Source organism: Streptomyces qaidamensis (genome assembly GCF_001611795.1).
Taxonomy (GTDB): Bacteria; Actinomycetota; Actinomycetes; order Streptomycetales; family Streptomycetaceae; genus Streptomyces; species Streptomyces qaidamensis.
Window position 1 is genome coordinate 142,354 of sequence record NZ_CP015098.1, and the last position, 14,263, is coordinate 156,616.

Annotated in this window: 14 protein-coding genes and 1 pseudogene; 6 read left to right on the forward strand and 9 right to left on the reverse strand. The window is 69.2% G+C overall.

Annotated elements, in window-relative coordinates; translation table 11 throughout:
• Positions 1 to 418 precede the first annotated feature (418 nt).
• Positions 419 to 1,288 carry an IS5 family transposase gene (locus tag A4E84_RS00590; RefSeq protein WP_079128800.1) on the reverse strand — a complete coding sequence of 290 codons (870 nt, stop codon included), beginning with the start codon at positions 1,286 to 1,288 and terminating at the stop codon, positions 419 to 421.
• Between the two features lie 494 nt (positions 1,289 to 1,782).
• On the opposite strand from A4E84_RS00590, the gene A4E84_RS00595 reads away from it, so the two are divergent.
• Positions 1,783 to 2,607, forward strand: a complete 825-nt coding sequence (locus A4E84_RS00595; RefSeq protein WP_062924614.1) for an IS5 family transposase — start codon at positions 1,783 to 1,785, stop codon at positions 2,605 to 2,607.
• Positions 2,608 to 2,656: 49 nt separating this feature from the next.
• Here the strand turns inward: A4E84_RS00595 and A4E84_RS00600 are convergent, their stop codons facing one another.
• The 5 genes and pseudogenes from A4E84_RS00600 to A4E84_RS00620 form a co-directional block, all read right to left on the reverse strand.
• Positions 2,657 to 3,670, reverse strand: a complete 1,014-nt coding sequence (locus A4E84_RS00600; RefSeq protein ID WP_062924641.1) for a LysR family transcriptional regulator — start codon at positions 3,668 to 3,670, stop codon at positions 2,657 to 2,659.
• Positions 3,671 to 4,052: 382 nt separating this feature from the next.
• Positions 4,053 to 4,328 (reverse strand): annotated as a pseudogene (locus A4E84_RS40135) (IS5-like element IS4811 family transposase); the annotation flags it as partial.
• A 1,062-nt stretch (positions 4,329 to 5,390) separates the two neighbouring features.
• Entirely contained in the window at positions 5,391 to 6,464 is a 1,074-nt protein-coding gene (locus tag A4E84_RS43895; protein ID WP_213084201.1) for a hypothetical protein, read from the reverse strand.
• A gap of 194 nt (positions 6,465 to 6,658) precedes the next feature.
• Positions 6,659 to 7,447: an AAA family ATPase gene (locus A4E84_RS43900; RefSeq protein ID WP_062924643.1), complete on the reverse strand. Its 789-nt coding sequence runs from the start codon at positions 7,445 to 7,447 to the stop codon at positions 6,659 to 6,661.
• A gap of 252 nt (positions 7,448 to 7,699) precedes the next feature.
• The gene (locus A4E84_RS00620) at positions 7,700 to 8,203 is read right to left on the reverse strand and encodes a MarR family winged helix-turn-helix transcriptional regulator (protein WP_062924644.1); all 504 of its coding nucleotides are present in this window, start codon (positions 8,201 to 8,203) and stop codon (positions 7,700 to 7,702) included.
• Positions 8,204 to 8,884: 681 nt separating this feature from the next.
• Here A4E84_RS00620 and A4E84_RS00625 point away from each other — a divergent pair.
• From A4E84_RS00625 to A4E84_RS00640, 5 genes are all read left to right on the forward strand, one after another.
• A complete protein-coding gene (locus A4E84_RS00625; protein WP_062924645.1) occupies positions 8,885 to 9,460 on the forward strand; it encodes an NAD(P)H-dependent oxidoreductase in 576 nt (191 codons plus the stop codon).
• Positions 9,461 to 9,556: 96 nt separating this feature from the next.
• On the forward strand, positions 9,557 to 10,501 hold the full coding sequence (locus A4E84_RS00630; protein ID WP_062924646.1) for an NADP-dependent oxidoreductase: 945 nt from the start codon (positions 9,557 to 9,559) through the stop codon (positions 10,499 to 10,501).
• Between the two features lie 29 nt (positions 10,502 to 10,530).
• Positions 10,531 to 11,016 carry an alpha/beta hydrolase family protein gene (locus A4E84_RS44130; protein ID WP_237304742.1) on the forward strand — a complete coding sequence of 162 codons (486 nt, stop codon included), beginning with the start codon at positions 10,531 to 10,533 and terminating at the stop codon, positions 11,014 to 11,016.
• Positions 10,958 to 11,479: an alpha/beta hydrolase fold domain-containing protein gene (locus tag A4E84_RS00635; protein WP_237305106.1), complete on the forward strand. Its 522-nt coding sequence runs from the start codon at positions 10,958 to 10,960 to the stop codon at positions 11,477 to 11,479. The genes A4E84_RS44130 and A4E84_RS00635 overlap by 59 nt, the downstream gene beginning before the upstream one ends.
• Before the next feature lie 253 nt (positions 11,480 to 11,732).
• Complete coding sequence (locus tag A4E84_RS00640) at positions 11,733 to 12,233, forward strand: cupin domain-containing protein (RefSeq protein ID WP_062924647.1); 501 nt, start codon at positions 11,733 to 11,735, stop codon at positions 12,231 to 12,233.
• Between the two features lie 166 nt (positions 12,234 to 12,399).
• On the opposite strand, the gene A4E84_RS00645 is transcribed toward A4E84_RS00640, so the two are convergent.
• The 3 genes from A4E84_RS00645 to A4E84_RS00655 are packed head-to-tail and all read right to left on the reverse strand — an operon-like array spanning position 12,400 to position 14,218.
• Positions 12,400 to 12,894 carry an ATP-dependent DNA ligase gene (locus A4E84_RS00645; protein WP_079128802.1) on the reverse strand — a complete coding sequence of 165 codons (495 nt, stop codon included), beginning with the start codon at positions 12,892 to 12,894 and terminating at the stop codon, positions 12,400 to 12,402.
• A gap of 48 nt (positions 12,895 to 12,942) precedes the next feature.
• Positions 12,943 to 13,164: a hypothetical protein gene (locus tag A4E84_RS00650; protein WP_062924649.1), complete on the reverse strand. Its 222-nt coding sequence runs from the start codon at positions 13,162 to 13,164 to the stop codon at positions 12,943 to 12,945.
• Positions 13,165 to 13,192: 28 nt separating this feature from the next.
• A complete protein-coding gene (locus A4E84_RS00655) occupies positions 13,193 to 14,218 on the reverse strand; it encodes a LacI family DNA-binding transcriptional regulator (RefSeq protein ID WP_062924650.1) in 1,026 nt (341 codons plus the stop codon).
• Positions 14,219 to 14,263 lie beyond the last annotated feature (45 nt).

A 14,263-nucleotide genomic window follows, 5' to 3' on the forward strand; every position in this document is an offset into this window, starting at 1 on the left:
TTCAAAGGGCTGGTGTGACCGGCTCTCGGGAGGCTCACGCTGGTCGTGGGCCGCTGTCTGAGGAGTAGATCGTCCGGCGGTCCCTGATTTTCGTCATCGGCGGGCGGCTAGGGCTGCGCCGTGGGGCTTGAGCTGCGGGAACGGTGGGCCAGATAGCCGTTGCGGGCGAGGGGGTGGCCCCTCGGGCCACGGTCGAGAGGGTAGATGAAAGGGTTTTGATGCCGGAGAAGTCCTCTCCGCTGTGGTGGCTGTTCGCCACGATCAGTGTGGCTTTGTATCTCGCTGCGATGTTCCCCGGGATGGTGAACCGGCGGCAAAAGATCTGGGTGTCATGCGGTCCGGTGGCAGGGTTCCTGGCGATCATGGCCTTCAGCGCCAACCATGACTGCTCTCTGAGAGGTCGTTTTCTCCCGTTGTTTCATCCCGGGATCGGGTGTTTGGTCTCCGGTGTCGGGGCGCGCCAGGAGATGGTGTTCTCGCTGGTGAGGCGGCGGGCCATGAGATCTGTCATGGCAATGTGGATCACGGCTTCGGAGCGAGTGGGCAGGGTTTCGTAGTCGCGGACCAGTCGGCGGTGCAGCATGATCCAGCCATAGGTCCGTTCGACCGCCCACCGCTTCGGTATAGGGGCGAAACCCCTGGTCCCGGGCTTGCGGGCGGTGATTTCCATGTCGATGCCGAGAACGGCGGCATGCTCGACGAGGTGCTGGCGGTAGCCGCCGTCGACCCACACCTTGCGGATACCAGGATGGTCAGCGGCGACCTGGTCCAGGAGCCGGGCGCCGGCGGCGGAGTCCTGCACACTTGCCGCAGTGACCAGCACGGCAAGCAAGAGTCCAAGCGTGTCGGTGACGATGTTCCGCTTCCTGCCCACGATCTTCTTCCCGGCGTCGATGCCCTGGCCGACGGCGGGGACGCTGGTGGAGGTCTTGACGCTCTGCGCGTCGATTACACAGGCCGAAGGCTCGGCGTCCCGTCCTTCCTTCTCCCGTAGAAGCTGCCGGAGAAGGCCGTTGAGCTGAGCGAACACGCCCTCGTCCGCCCACTTGGCGAAGTAGCCGTAGACCGTATTCCAGTGCGGAAAGTCGTGCGGGAGGTAGCGCCACTGCACCCCGGTGCGGTCCACGTACAAGATCGCGTCCATGATGTCGCGCAGGTCATGTTCCGGCGGCCGGCCGAAGTCGAGGGCCCTGCCGCAGCGCTCGAAGCGCCAGGCCGCCAGCACCGGCTCGATCAACTCCCAGCGGGCATCGGACAGATCACTCGGATACGGGCGTCGCCTCGGCATGCTTCAGGCGTACCGCCGCGGACCGAGTGCGCCCAGGCGCACAGCGACGACAACGGAAGCACGCTGCCGCGAAGGCCGGACGTCCTGGGATGAGACAGGCACAAGCCACTTCCCGCCCCACCTGTCACCCCACCTGACCAGCAAGAACCAACCAATATCTCCAGCAGTACGAGCACCACAACCCGACGGCCTGAAAATCGCTGAGTACGCGGGCAGACCAGGTGAAACGACCTCTGAGTGAGCGTTTGATACGCCTATTGGGCGGTTCATAGTGATTGTCAGCGACCCGGCGTGAGTGCCGAACCAAGCGATCCGCCGGAAATGCGGCTTCTGCGGCAATCGGCAGACCAGTTATGCGCCGGGTTCCTTAACAAAGCTCCTGTCTCATTCAAAAACCTACCGGTTCACCCGAGATCGAGAACGCACGCCCCGATGCACCCAACGCCCCCGCCCACGCCCTGCTCAGACCGGCCGCCACCGCATACCCAGGCATCATGCAGCCCTCACGGCCCTACCCCAGCGACCTGTCCGACGCCCGCTGGGAACTCATCCGCCCCACCCTCGAAGCCTGGCGCCAAGCCCGCAACGGCATCCGCAAACCCACCCACGACCTGCGCGCCCTGATGAACGCCATCCTCTACGTCGACCGCACCGGCATCCCCTGGCGCTACCTGCCCCACGACTTCCCACCCCACCAAACCGTCTACGGCTACTTCGCCCACTGGGAAGCCGACGGCATCTTCGACCAGCTCACCGGCCTCTTACGCGGCAAAATCCGCCAGGCCGAAGGCCGCACCAACGAGCCCAACGCCTGCCTGATCGACAGCCAGAGCATCAAAACCTCCGCCACCGTCCCCCTCACCAGCCAAGGCATCGACCCCGCCAAGAAAATCATCGGACGCAAACGGCACATCGTCACCGACACGCTCGGCCTCCTACTGGCCGTCGCCGTCACCGCCGCCAGCGTCCACGACTCCGCCGCCGGCACCCAACTCCTGACCAAAGTCCGCGAGCGCCACCCCACCATCACCAAAGCCTGGGCCGACAACGGCTACAAAACCAAAGCCATCGAACACGCCGCCCACCTCGGCATCGACCTCGAAATCGTCCAACGCGACCCCACCACCCGCGGCTTCCACGTCCAGCCCCGCCGCTGGGTCATCGAACGCACCCTCGGCTGGCTCATGCACCACCGCCGCCTGGCCCGCGACTACGAAACCCACCCCCACCGATCAGCCGCCATGATCCAACTGGCCGCCATCAACCTCATGACCCGCCGCCTCACCCACGAAGCCACCCCCAACTGGCGCGACAGCTAAGCCAAATAAAACAGACAACCGAGAACCAAACGCTCACTGAGTGCCTGTTTCACATTTTCGACGGCCGCTGGTCTGTCTGAAGTCTGTTTCGGTCTGTTGTGATGGCGATGTCAACGTCGGGGAGCCAGGAGTCTGAAGGGCGTTCGAGCCACCCCTCAGCTGTGCCGAGGGCTTGAGCGGCGTCGATCAGAGCGCTCACTCCCGGGTGGCGCAGGCCACGGCGCCAGACCATGGAGACGGGGGCGAGGGGCACCGGGTCGATCAACGGGCGCAGGGCCATCTCAGGAACGTCGGAAAAGTTGATGTTGGCCAGAACCGACCAGCTGTGCTTGTCCATGACTCGTCTGAATTCAACCTCGCCCTCGATCTTCGGGAAGGGCGGTGCCAGCTTGATGCCGCGGCCCGCGAACAGGGTGCGCGCGTAGTCCGTCCACTCGGTGGTGTCTTCATTGCCTGCTGCGGCGTAGACGGTTTCGCCTGCCAGCGCTGCCAGCGGCACCCGTGGCAAGGCAGTCAGCCGATGGTCAGGAGGCAGGTGGACGGCCAGCTGGTCGTAGCGGATCAGTTGGTGTTCGAGACCGTCGCGGACAGTTGGCGGCAGCCCGGCGATGCGGCCGAATGAGACATCCAGCCGGCCGTCCGCTATCTCGGCCGCTGCTCGTGCCAGGCCGCTGTGGAACCGGGGGACGAATTCCAGGTCGGGAGCTGCTTCACGGGCCGCTGCCAGTACTGGAGGACCAGTGGAACCGTGGAGGGCGACATCCACGATCAAGGGGCGAGCATTTCCGGAAATCTGCGTGTGGTCCAGTTCCTCGCTCAGCTGTGCATGGGCGGACAGGACGTGGCGCACGATGGGCAGCAGGCGGTTCCCCTCGGGGGTGAGGGCGACGTGCCGGGTGTCCCGGTCGAACAAGGCCCTGCCCCACGCCTGCTCCAAGCGCCGGATGTCCCGGCTGAGCGCCTGCTGCGCGATGAACAGCCGGGCGGCGGCGCGGGTGAAGTGCAGTTCCTCCGCGACGGCCACGAACGCGCGCAACAGCCTGGGGTTGATGTCATGGAGCACGCCTCCATTCTCACCAACTCGACTTGATTCACAACGGAATTGCCTAAACGCAGGAGAAACAGGTGTTGGACGCCTCAGCACACTGCTGAGGAGGCTGGCTCCATGACAGATTGCTATGCGTCCAGGCCGGACCGCCGCCCCCCGCACGGTCTTGCGCTCGCGGTCCTGGGGGAGACCTTCGTCGTTGCTGCACTACCGGAGTTCACGGAGTCTCCGGCAGACGTCCGGCGTCGACGGCCGAACCGGTTGTGGCGGGCACTCAGACGCCTGGCATGGTCCCGGCCGAGCAAGACCGTCGAATGATGGGGAGGGAGGCGGGTGTGGTGAGGCGTCAGGCGGTGGCCACAACCGGGAGTCTCCGGCCCCGTCGTCGTGTCGGGTGACGGGTCAGGCGGCGGGTCATCAACGTGATGGACGCCCAGGTGATGAGCGTTTCACTGACCTGCGGAAGCCGTTCGTGGTCCCGGCAGTGCCGACGTGCTCTCATGATCCACGAAAGCGACCTCTCCACCACCCAGCGGCGGGGCAGCACAATGAAGCCGGAGGTCTTCGGCGGCCGTCGGACCGTCATGATTGTGACATCGAGACGGCTCTTCGCCCTGGTCACCAGCGCGCCTGCGGAGGCGGAGTCGGCCCAGACGGTGGCGATTTCCGGGTGCGCCGGGGACGCCGCCACGGGCCTGCTGAGGCGGCTGCGCCTCCTGCACCGTGACATCACCCTGGTCTGGGCCGACGGCGGCTACACCGGGGGCCGCGTCGGCTGGTGCCGGGACAGACTCGCCCTGACCTTGGAGATCGTCAAGCGCACCGACGACATGACAGGCTTCATGATGCTCCCCAGAGGGCTGGGTGGCCGAGCGCACGTTCGCGTGATTGATGAACTCCCGCCGTCTGGCCCGTGATGACGAGATTCTGCCCGCTTCCAGCGAAGCGATGATCCAGTGGTCGATGGTCACGCGGATGGGCCGGCGTCTGACGCGGCCACGGGCCGCCGACCGACGCTGAACATCCCCGACGACTCCTGCACCAGCCACCCGCACTCTGCCAGGTGCCTGGCCTTCGAGCGCACCCCTTCGACCTTCGCCGCGTCGTGTCCAGGCCCAGCCTCACCGCGATCTCCTTGGCCTTCGCCGGTCCCCCGCCCGCTGACCGCCGCTCCTCCAGCACGCCCAGAATCCGCTGGTAGTTGGGTGCCAGCACCGTCACTGGCAGCCCGTCCCGCCAGGGCGGCACCGTCGAGCCCGGCGCCGGCACCGCTGAGCATGCCGTTTCCTGCTCCGCTTCGGTCACGGCAGTCGTCCCGGCGGCGGACACAGCCAGGGCCTCGACCAGTTCCCTCCCGCGCGATCACCCGCCGATCCAGCTCGATCTCCGCGGCCTCCAACACCTCAGCCAACCGCGCGGCTTCCTCCCGCCTGCGCAGTCAGAGACGGGACCTGCTCACCGGAACGGGGACGAAGGGACAACGGGCACCTCGACAGCTGTATCGGTCGGCGGAACTACCCGAGCATGCCCGTCGATCTTGCTGCTGCACCGGGAACCCCAAGATCCCCGACAGAGTCAACTGCCCCCGGCCAGCACGCCGGGTTCGCGGACCGACGCCTCGAGGGAGGCAGATGAAGGTAGGGATGAAGGTTCTTCTTCTTGTGGCCATTGAACGGCAACGAGTGGCAGTACGCGTTTCTCGCGGAGGACGTTGCCCCGCGGTACCGCGGTGGCCTCACTCCTCCGGGGACGAGTGTGGCGGGGGCAGTGTGGATGTCGTGGCCGGTTGACGCAGCAGTTTTTCAATGAGGCGTTCCTTGGCCAGGGCAAGGTGGCGCCGGTAGGTGCCGTAGGGCACCCCCAGTCGCCGGGCGGCGGCCTTGTGGGTGCGCAAGGCCGTGATGTAGGTGGCGGTGAGAGCCTCGTGGGCTTTGACGCCCGCGGGGTCGATCTGTATCGCGTCGAGGGCGGTGGTGATGGCGCCGCGCAGGTCCGCGACCGGGTCGGGTGAGCCCGACGGCACGAGATGGGAGTGCAGCAGGACGCTGGTCGCGAATTCGCGTGGGGTCTGCCAGGTGCGCAGCGCCTGGAGCACGCCTTCCTCGAACGCGGCGGGCGGCAGCTGGTCGCCTGGGCCGCTCGTGGAGGCGGTTGCAGGCCGTGTCGCTACCGGCGTGACCGCGGTGCGAGCCCGGTGTTGCACCCACTGTTCCACTGTTTGCCGTCGCCAGTCCCGGCCGAAGACGTGCTGTCGCAGGCCGCCGACGTCCACGGCCGCGACCTCCGGCATCCCGGCCTTGGCGAGGTAGCCTCCCCACCGGTCGGCGTCTTCGAAGACGGTGAAGGTCACTGCGCGTCCGTGGCTCGTCATCTCCTCGGCGATGGTGCGCCGGCTGATGAGTTCCATCAGGGGTGAGGGCCGCTGGTGCCCGCCGGGTTGCACCGCGAAGCGGCGGATGCCCAGGTGCTCGCCCGGTCCCAGGGGCGCGGCCGCCTCCACGAGGTCCCAGACTGCTGCGATCACCGGGTCTTCGGCGCGGTCCTCGGGCAGCGGTGCGTCCAGCCGCAGGATGGCCATGAAGGAAACGGGTGCGGAAGAGCCCGCGTAGCGGTGGACGCGGAAGGCCTCCGGCTGGCGGCGCAGCCAGTGTGCGACCGCGGCTGCCGATGCCGGGCCCTCGGCCTCCTCGGCCATGCGCAGCACGCCGGGCGCGTCTTCGGGCCGGAGCGGAGTGTCCTTGATGTGGGGGTGCGTCCGGTAGTTGTACAGATTGTCCGGCCGCCCTGGTCGCGGAAGAGGAACATCCATTCCGCGACTCGTAAGAGCGCGTCGTCGGCGGTGGCGGAGCGCACGGCGTGCAGACCGGCGAGCGAGATGCGGGCGCGGACGTCGTCGTAGCGCTCGGGGTCCCGCCAGCGCAGGTCGGCCTCGAGGGTCGCCCGCACCGCGTCGTGCGGGTGCAGCCCTTCAGGGGTGGCCTCGATGTAGGGCAGCTGGCGCAGTTAGGAGAACACCGTGTTCGTGTCCTGGTCACCCAGCACTTTGCGGAGCAGGGGCTCGCGGGTGACGTAGGCCTGCGCGACGACTTCGAGGGCGCGTCGGTGGACGGCGCCGGGCAGGTCGCCGACCAGCCGCTCGACCAGGGTCGTCAGGATGTCGCCGGTGGGGTACCACGGTGCGCCGGGTGCCGCGGCGGGCACGGAGGCGGCCAGCGAGAGGGCGAGCGGGCTGCCTCCGGCGAAGGCGACGAAGGCGCCGCGCTGCTCGACGGGGACACCCCGGGCGGCGAGCAGGGCGTCGGACTGGGCGGCGTCGAGCGGCTGCACGGCCAGTGCGGTGAACAGTTGCGCCCATCCAGGGTCCAGCGACCATTCGGCGTCGGGGGCGGTCCTGCTGGCCACAACCGCGATCGCATGGTCGGCGAGCCGGAGCAGGAAGGTTTCGCGCAGCCACGTCTCGAGGGGCTGGCACTGCTCGAAGGTGTCGATGAGCAGCACCGTGCCGGGTTCGGTGCACGCCGGGGCGGCGGCCTCCTCGAGTCGGCGCGGATCGGCGTCGAGGAACCGTGCGTCCACGTGCACCACGCGGCGGCCGGTGAGTTCCGCCTGCCGGGCGGCGTAGCGCACCAGCGAGGACTTGCCGATGCCACCGGGGCCGTGCAGGTACGCCACAAACGGCGCTTGCGCCGCGCCCGAGAGCATCCGGTCGAGCACCGCCCGCTCCGGCTCCCTGCCCACCAGCGCACCGGCTCGTGCCGCGGCCAGCCGGCCCGCCAGGCCCCTCGCACCCAATCCGGGCTCCTCTCGTCAGGCTCATTTTGCCGTCGAAGATCCTATTGATGCAGCGCTTTCGACGGGAGTAGCACCGAGCGCGGGGCAGCACCCGGGACGGAGAGCGCTGCTCGCATGTATGCAGCACCGACTCGACGTCGTCCGGGTACTACGCCACAGTCCCTGTCCTCGGCGTGGCTCGTCGCTTCTTCCACTGGCCCCACGTCGAGCGGGACGTATCGTGGTCCCTTCTGCGTGGCCTGGGTCGGATCCTTATGCTCCGCCTTTGCGGCGGCGAGGTGCGGCCGAGCGAGACGGCGTCGAGCGCATGTGGTCGCGCACCGGCGCCAGCAGGCTGGCGAGGGCCTTGACGTCGTCGCGCGAAAGCGGCTCGAACAGGAGGCCGCTGACTACCTCGACGTGACCCGGCAGCACCTTCGCGAGCAGCGCACGCCCGGCATCGGTGATAGTGACGGTGATGCTCCGCTCGTCGTTCGGCGAGGGAGCGCGGATGACCAGGCCCTTCTTCTCGAGCAGATCCACCTGGTATGTCAGGCCGCTGCGGCTGTAGACGACGCCGTCGGCCAGGTCGGTCATGCGGTGACTGCCCGCCGGCGAGTCCCCGAGGCGGGCCAGCAGCTGGAACTGCACATAGCTGAGATCGCCGGCCTCGCGCAGCTGCTGCTCGACGGCATGCCGGAGCAGGCTGGTCACCTCGATGAGGTCGAAGTAAGTGCCGAGCTGCACGGGGTCGAGCGACGGCGGTGAATCAGGCATGACCGAAGTCTACTGCTTCGAATTCGAAGAGTGTGGGATGCCGACTTCCAGTTGTCGGCGTACACCTGAACGCGGCCAGCGAGGTACAGGGATACGTCCCCACCCTGAAGAGAGTCTCATGCAGGCCGGAGAGCCGGGGCCGCCCGATCTCTGAGGGTGCAGGACAGGGCGGCCAGTCAAGGGCGCCCTTCGGGCGTCGCTGCGCGATGGGGCAGCGCCCCACCCTGGACAGCCCGCCCTGCCCCGAGGCTGGCCGGCTATCGGGCGGCCCCGGCCCTGTGGCGACCGCGCAGCTGGCCACGTTCGCGTGTACCTGGCTGGGGAGAAAACCCCGTCCCCCGACACCAGTTACCGCAGGCGGCGCTGGAACGGAACTTCTCCGCGTGTTTCGATGCCATCCCGGCCGGGTGTATTGAGCCGGACGCGAGGGTCTCACGGTCTGATGTCGTGACCTCGTGCGTGCACGGTGTGGGCAGTGTTGGGCCCGGCTGAACACCGCAGAACATGGAGATCGGGCAGTGGTGCGGCGCAGGGTTGCGAGCAGAAGGACGGCGCCGCCGCCCACAGATCTCGAGGACCGGCCATGAACATCCCTTACCTCGCGCAACGTCGTCCGCGGCCCTCCCCTGTGACGGCACGACAGCCCGGCCGCGGGGACGAAACCATGAGCACGATGCCGGGATGAACACCGCCGCGTGGAGCCCGGTGTCCCTGGCCGTCCTGTGCGCCGGCGTCGGCTACGGGCGCCCGACCCGCTTGCTCGCGGACTGGGTCGCGGAGGCTGTGTGCCGGTCACTGGCGGTCGGTGGTGCGCGCGCCGAGGTGGAGGTGCTGGAGCTGCACCGGCTGGCGGCCGACCTCGCCCAGCACTCCACCCACGACCGCGTCAGCCTCGACCTGCGGGAGGCGATCGCGGCGGTCGTGGCGGCCGACGGGCTCGTGGTGGCGACCCCGGTGCTCGCCGCCTCCCCGAGCGAGGTGCTCGACTTGTTCTTCGCCGTCCTCGGGGACGGTGTCCTCTCCGGCATGCCGGTGCTGCTGGCGCTCAACAGCGGCTCCCGCCGGCGGCCGCCGGACCTCGCGCAGGTGCTACGCAGGCGCCTGGCCAGCGTGCACGCCGACCCCGTGCTCACGGTCGTCGTCGCCGACCCCGCCGACTGGCCGGCCACGGCTCACAGCGACGCGGCACGACTGCGCGCCTGCATCGACCAAGCCGCCGCCGAACTCGCCGTGGCGATGCGCTCGCACCGGCAGTGACCGACAACGCTTGCTTCGAATTCGAAGCAGAGGTATCGTCATCACACTTGCTTCGAATTCGAAGCAACATCGACTGCAGTGAAGGTGAGAACCGAAATGAAGGCAGTACGTTTCCACGAGTACGGCGACCCCGACGTCCTGTGCCACGAGGACGTGGAGCAGCCCGTCCCCGGGGCCGGTGAGGTCCGAATCCGCGTCGCCGCGACGTCGTTCAACTCCGTCGACGGCAACATCCGCGGCGGCTTCATGCGCGGCCCCATCCCGGTGGTGCTGCCGCACACTCCCGGCATCGACGTCGCCGGCACCATCGACGCGCTGGGCGAGGGCGTGGACGGCATCGCGGTCGGTGACGACGTCATCGGCTTCCTGCCTATGGACGGGAACGGCGCCGCCGCGGAGTACGTCCTCGCGCCGGCCGAGGTCCTGACGCCGGCGCCCAAGAGCATCCCCCTGCCCGACGCCGCCGCACTGCCACTCGTGGGCCTCACCGCGTGGCAGGCGCTGTTCGACCACGGCAAGCTGACGGCCGGGCAACGCGTGCTGATCAACGGCGCCGGCGGAGCGGTCGGCGGCTACGCCGTGCAGCTGGCCGAGAGAGCCGAGGCCCACGTGATCGCCACAGCCAGCCCGCGCAGCAGCGAGGCGGTCACGTCGGCCGGCGCCGATGAGGTCATCGACCACACCACCACCGGCGTGAGCGCGGCGGTGACCGAGCCGGTCGACGTCGTGCTCAACCTCGCGCCGGTCGACCCGGCCGAGCTGGCCGCGCTCGTCACACTGGTCCGTCCGGGCGGGGTCGTGGTGAACACGACGGTATGGATGCCCGCGCCCTCCGACCAGGAGCGCGGCGTGCGCGGCATAGACCTGTTCGTCCGCAGCGACGCCGACCAGCTGTCGCAGCTGGTAGCGCTGATCGACCGCGGCGAGCTGCGCGTCGACGTCGCCGAGCGGGTGCCGCTGGCCGAGCTGCCGGCGCTCCACGCCCGGGCCGCCGAAAATGCGGTGCACGGCAAGGTCATCGTCGTCCCGCCCGTCGCCTGACGCCGATCCTCCTCCGAAAGGAAAAGGCCATGGCACTGAGTTTGGATCCCGAAATCGCCGAGGCGCTGGCCCCGATGGCCGGCGCGATGGCGGACGCTACACCACCGGCCGTGGGGGACATCGCGGCGCGGCGCGCCATGTGGGAGCCGATCATCGGCGCCGCGGGAACGGCCCAGCCGGCCCCGGCCGACGTGAAGACCAGCGAGCACTGCACGATCACCGGCGACGGCGCGCGGATCACCATGCGCTGGTACACCAAGGACGGCGCGGCGCCTGGCCCGGCCGTGCTGTTCTTCCACGGCGGCGGATACATCTTCGGCCACATCGACCTGTTCACGGGGCGCTCGCCCGCTACGTCTCCGCCAGCGGCGTACCGATGCTGTCAGTCGAGTACCGCCGCGCCCCGAGCACCCCTTCCCGACCCCGCTCGAGGACGCCTGCACCGCACTGCGCTGGCTGCACGAACACGCCGCCGAACTCGGCGTCGACACCGACCGGATCGGCGTGATGGGTGACAGCGCCGGCGGCGGAATCGCCGCAGCCGTGTCGATCCTCGCCCGCGAGCGCGGCGGCCCGAGGATCGCCCGGCAGATCCTTCTCATGCCGATGCTCGACGACCGCACCACCACCCCCGATCCACACATCGCGCCCTACCTGCTGTGGTCCTGCGACGACAGCCTCACCGCATGGCCGGCCCTGCTCGGCGAGGCCGCCGGCGGGCCCGACGTCCCGGCCATGGCTGCCCCAGCCCGGCTCGAGGACGCGACCGGCCTGCCGCCGGCCTACATCGAGGTCGGCCAGCTCGACGTCTTCCGCGACGAAGACACCGCCTACGCCACCAAACTCAGCCGCGCCGGCGTGCCGGTCGAATTCCACCTGCACCCCGGCGCCCCGCACGAGTTCGACTCCATCGCCTTCACCTCCGACGTCGCCCGCCGCGCCATCGCCGACCGCATCCGCGTCCTCAAGTCGATCTGAGCCGGCACCGAGCGCGCTCACCCCGTGCCGCAGGAGGGGTACGCAAGCGCTCCACACAGGTGGCCCCTCGCCCCGTTGCCCGCCGCAATGGGGCCCCTCGGACACCGGCAAGAACCCACTGAAGCACCGCGCGGCCGGGCCGGACTCCCACTTCGGGCAGCATGCGCATCGACGGCCGGGAGACTCCCGGACTGCATGAGACCCGTCCGGCACCTGATCCTCACCTGACTGACCTTTGAAGGAGACGATTCCGATGATCCCCGACGACGACCCGTCCCGCTCGCTGACCGTGGCGGACCCCGACGACCCCGGCACGACGTACATCTCTCTGGTGGGCAACACGTACGCCATGCTGGTCACCGGCGAGCAGACCAACGGCCGGTACTGCCTGATCGACATGCGCGTCCCCGACGGCGGCGGCCCGCCGCCGCACCGGCACGACTTTGAGGAGATGTTCACGATCCTCGAGGGCGAGATCGAGTTCACCTTCCGCGGCGAGAAGCACACCATACGGGCCGGGTCCACGATCAACATCCCGGCCAACGCCCCGCACAACTTCCGCAACGCTTCGGGTGCGCCGGCCCGCATGCTGTGCATGTGCACCCCCGCAGGCCAGGACGAGTACTTCACGCGCATCGGCGATGTCGTCGCGGGCAAGGACGCGCCACCGCCACAACTGTCGGAGAACGAGCTCGCGGAGCGCCGCCGCCGCGCGGCCGAGTTGGCCTCGACCTACCGGAGCGAGTTCCTGTGACTCGCAGGGCCGGCAAGCCCGGCACCGGTCGACAGGGTGAAGTTCCCCGCTGAGCTGGACAGCCAGGACGAGATCGTTCGGGTCCATCGCCTACACCCCGGCCAACAGTTCCTGGCTCAACCGTATCGAGGCCCAGTTCACCGCCCGGTTCTCCGGTTGCAGCGCCTTAAACTCGCAACGGCTTCGCCACGACCCCCTCCACGCCTGTTCCTTCGAGCGCCGTGCACCAGAGCAGGGCCTCGTCCAGGTCGGTGGTCGACCACACCGGCACGATCGGCGGACCGGTGTCGGCGAGCACGTCCGGGAGGACCTGGCGGCGCTCCACGTCCGGACGCGGGCGCAGGTCAGGAAAGCCCGCCGCAGGATGGGCCAGGACGTCGAACGCCACGTACGTCGCGGGGTGCCGGTCAGTGATTTCCCGTGCCCGGCGCGGTCTGGAGAGCGCGCGTGACTGCGCTGCCTCGAAGCTGATCCGCGCGTTGCCGTCGGCGTCGGAGAGGTACACCACTGCCTCGCCGTCCAGGACCACGCCGGGCGGCAGGCGCATGGCGGCCCCGGCCAGATCCATCCAGTGCGTGGTGACGTCGCGGCCGGAACGCGACTGCAGCCGGACACTGTCCTCGGTCCGCCACAGCACGGTCCGGTGGCCGTCGACCTCGATTTATGCGCTGCTGAGCTGTCCGCGGGATGTCGTCCGGCGCCATGTCGATCACTGGATGGCGGGGTGCACTTCACCCGTCGAGCTGATGTGGCCGCGGGATGTGTCGCCGTTCATGCGGGAGTTCAGCGAGCTGTTTGCGGCCTCGATGAGCAACTGGACGAGTGGCGTGTGCCCGAGGGGCAGCCGTTCCTGATCAGGCCGGTCGGCATGTGCGGCGTCGAGTCGAACCGGTACTTTCTCGGTGTGGTCGGCGTCGTCGCCGTGGAACACACAGGCCGCGCACGCCCGGGATCTGCCTTCAGAGGGGCGGGGCGGACGTTCCCCGGACGACGAGACGGGGGGTGATGACTTGTTCCCCGGCGGGGATCTCCGCACCCTCCAGGCGTGCGACGGCCCGGCCGACGGCGAGCCCGGCGAGTCCTGCGATGTCCTGTCCGACGGTGGTGAGGTCGATGTGGGCCAGGCGGGCCAGGTGGCTGTCGTCGAACCCGACGACGGAGATGTCGCCGGGGACCGCGACGCCGGAGCGGAGGAAGAGGTCGAGTACGCCGGTCGCGCAGCGGTCGTTGAAGGCCAGTACGGCGGTGGGGCGCGGGCGGGTGGCCGACAGGGTTCGGGCGGCCTCGGCGCCTTCCTCCTCAGTGAGACCGCCGGGGAGAATGCGGATGAGTTCGCCCAGGCCGTGGCGGTTCATGGCAGTGCGGTAGCCGCGGCGCCGGTCGGCTGCGCCCGGTGCCCGGCCGCCGTCGATGTGGGCGATGTCGCGGTGGCCCAGAGCGACGAGGTGGTCCACCGCCTGGCCGGCTCCCTCGTCGTCGGCGGTCCGTACGACCTCCAGGCCCGGGACGGACGGCCGCAGCCGACGGGCCACGGAGACGACCGGCAGTTGCCCGGCGAGTTCCGCCAGCCGCGCGGCGGGGGCCTGCGGGCCGAGCAGGATCAGCGCCTCGCAGCGGTCGTCGAGCAGCGTCTCGACGGCGCGCTGCTCGCCGCGCCCGGCGGCCACGGCACTCAGCGCGATCTGGTACCCGGCCGGTTCTGCCGCCGCGTAGATGCCCTCCACCAGGTCGGAGTGGAACGGATGCTGGAGGCCGAACTGCACCCCGAGCAGATGGGAGCGGTGGCTGCGGAGCAGCCGGGCCCGGGCGTCGGGTCGGTAACCGATCTCCCGCGCGGCCTGAAGGACGCGCTCGCGGGTGGCCTCGCCGGCCCCCTTCGCGCCGCGCATCACGATGGAGACCAGCGCCGTGGACACCCCTGCCCGCGACGCCACGTCGGCGAGCGTCGGTCGCTTTCCGTTGGGGACCGCTGGGGTCGCCGGCAACCTGTCCTCCCTGGTCGGAGTCGTCTCCTACGGAGTCGACTATAG

Coding starts and splice junctions, on each gene's coding strand:
- A4E84_RS00590 (WP_079128800.1), bottom strand. CDS start 1,288: ATGCCGAGGCGACGCCCGTATCCGAGTGATCTGTCCGATGCCCGCTGG.
- A4E84_RS00595 (WP_062924614.1), top strand. CDS start 1,783: ATGCAGCCCTCACGGCCCTACCCCAGCGACCTGTCCGACGCCCGCTGG.
- A4E84_RS43895 (WP_213084201.1), bottom strand. CDS start 6,464: ATGGATGTTCCTCTTCCGCGACCAGGGCGGCCGGACAATCTGTACAAC.
- A4E84_RS00620 (WP_062924644.1), bottom strand. CDS start 8,203: ATGCCTGATTCACCGCCGTCGCTCGACCCCGTGCAGCTCGGCACTTAC.
- A4E84_RS00625 (WP_062924645.1), top strand. CDS start 8,885: ATGAACACCGCCGCGTGGAGCCCGGTGTCCCTGGCCGTCCTGTGCGCC.
- A4E84_RS00630 (WP_062924646.1), top strand. CDS start 9,557: ATGAAGGCAGTACGTTTCCACGAGTACGGCGACCCCGACGTCCTGTGC.
- A4E84_RS44130 (WP_237304742.1), top strand. CDS start 10,531: ATGGCACTGAGTTTGGATCCCGAAATCGCCGAGGCGCTGGCCCCGATG.
- A4E84_RS00640 (WP_062924647.1), top strand. CDS start 11,733: ATGATCCCCGACGACGACCCGTCCCGCTCGCTGACCGTGGCGGACCCC.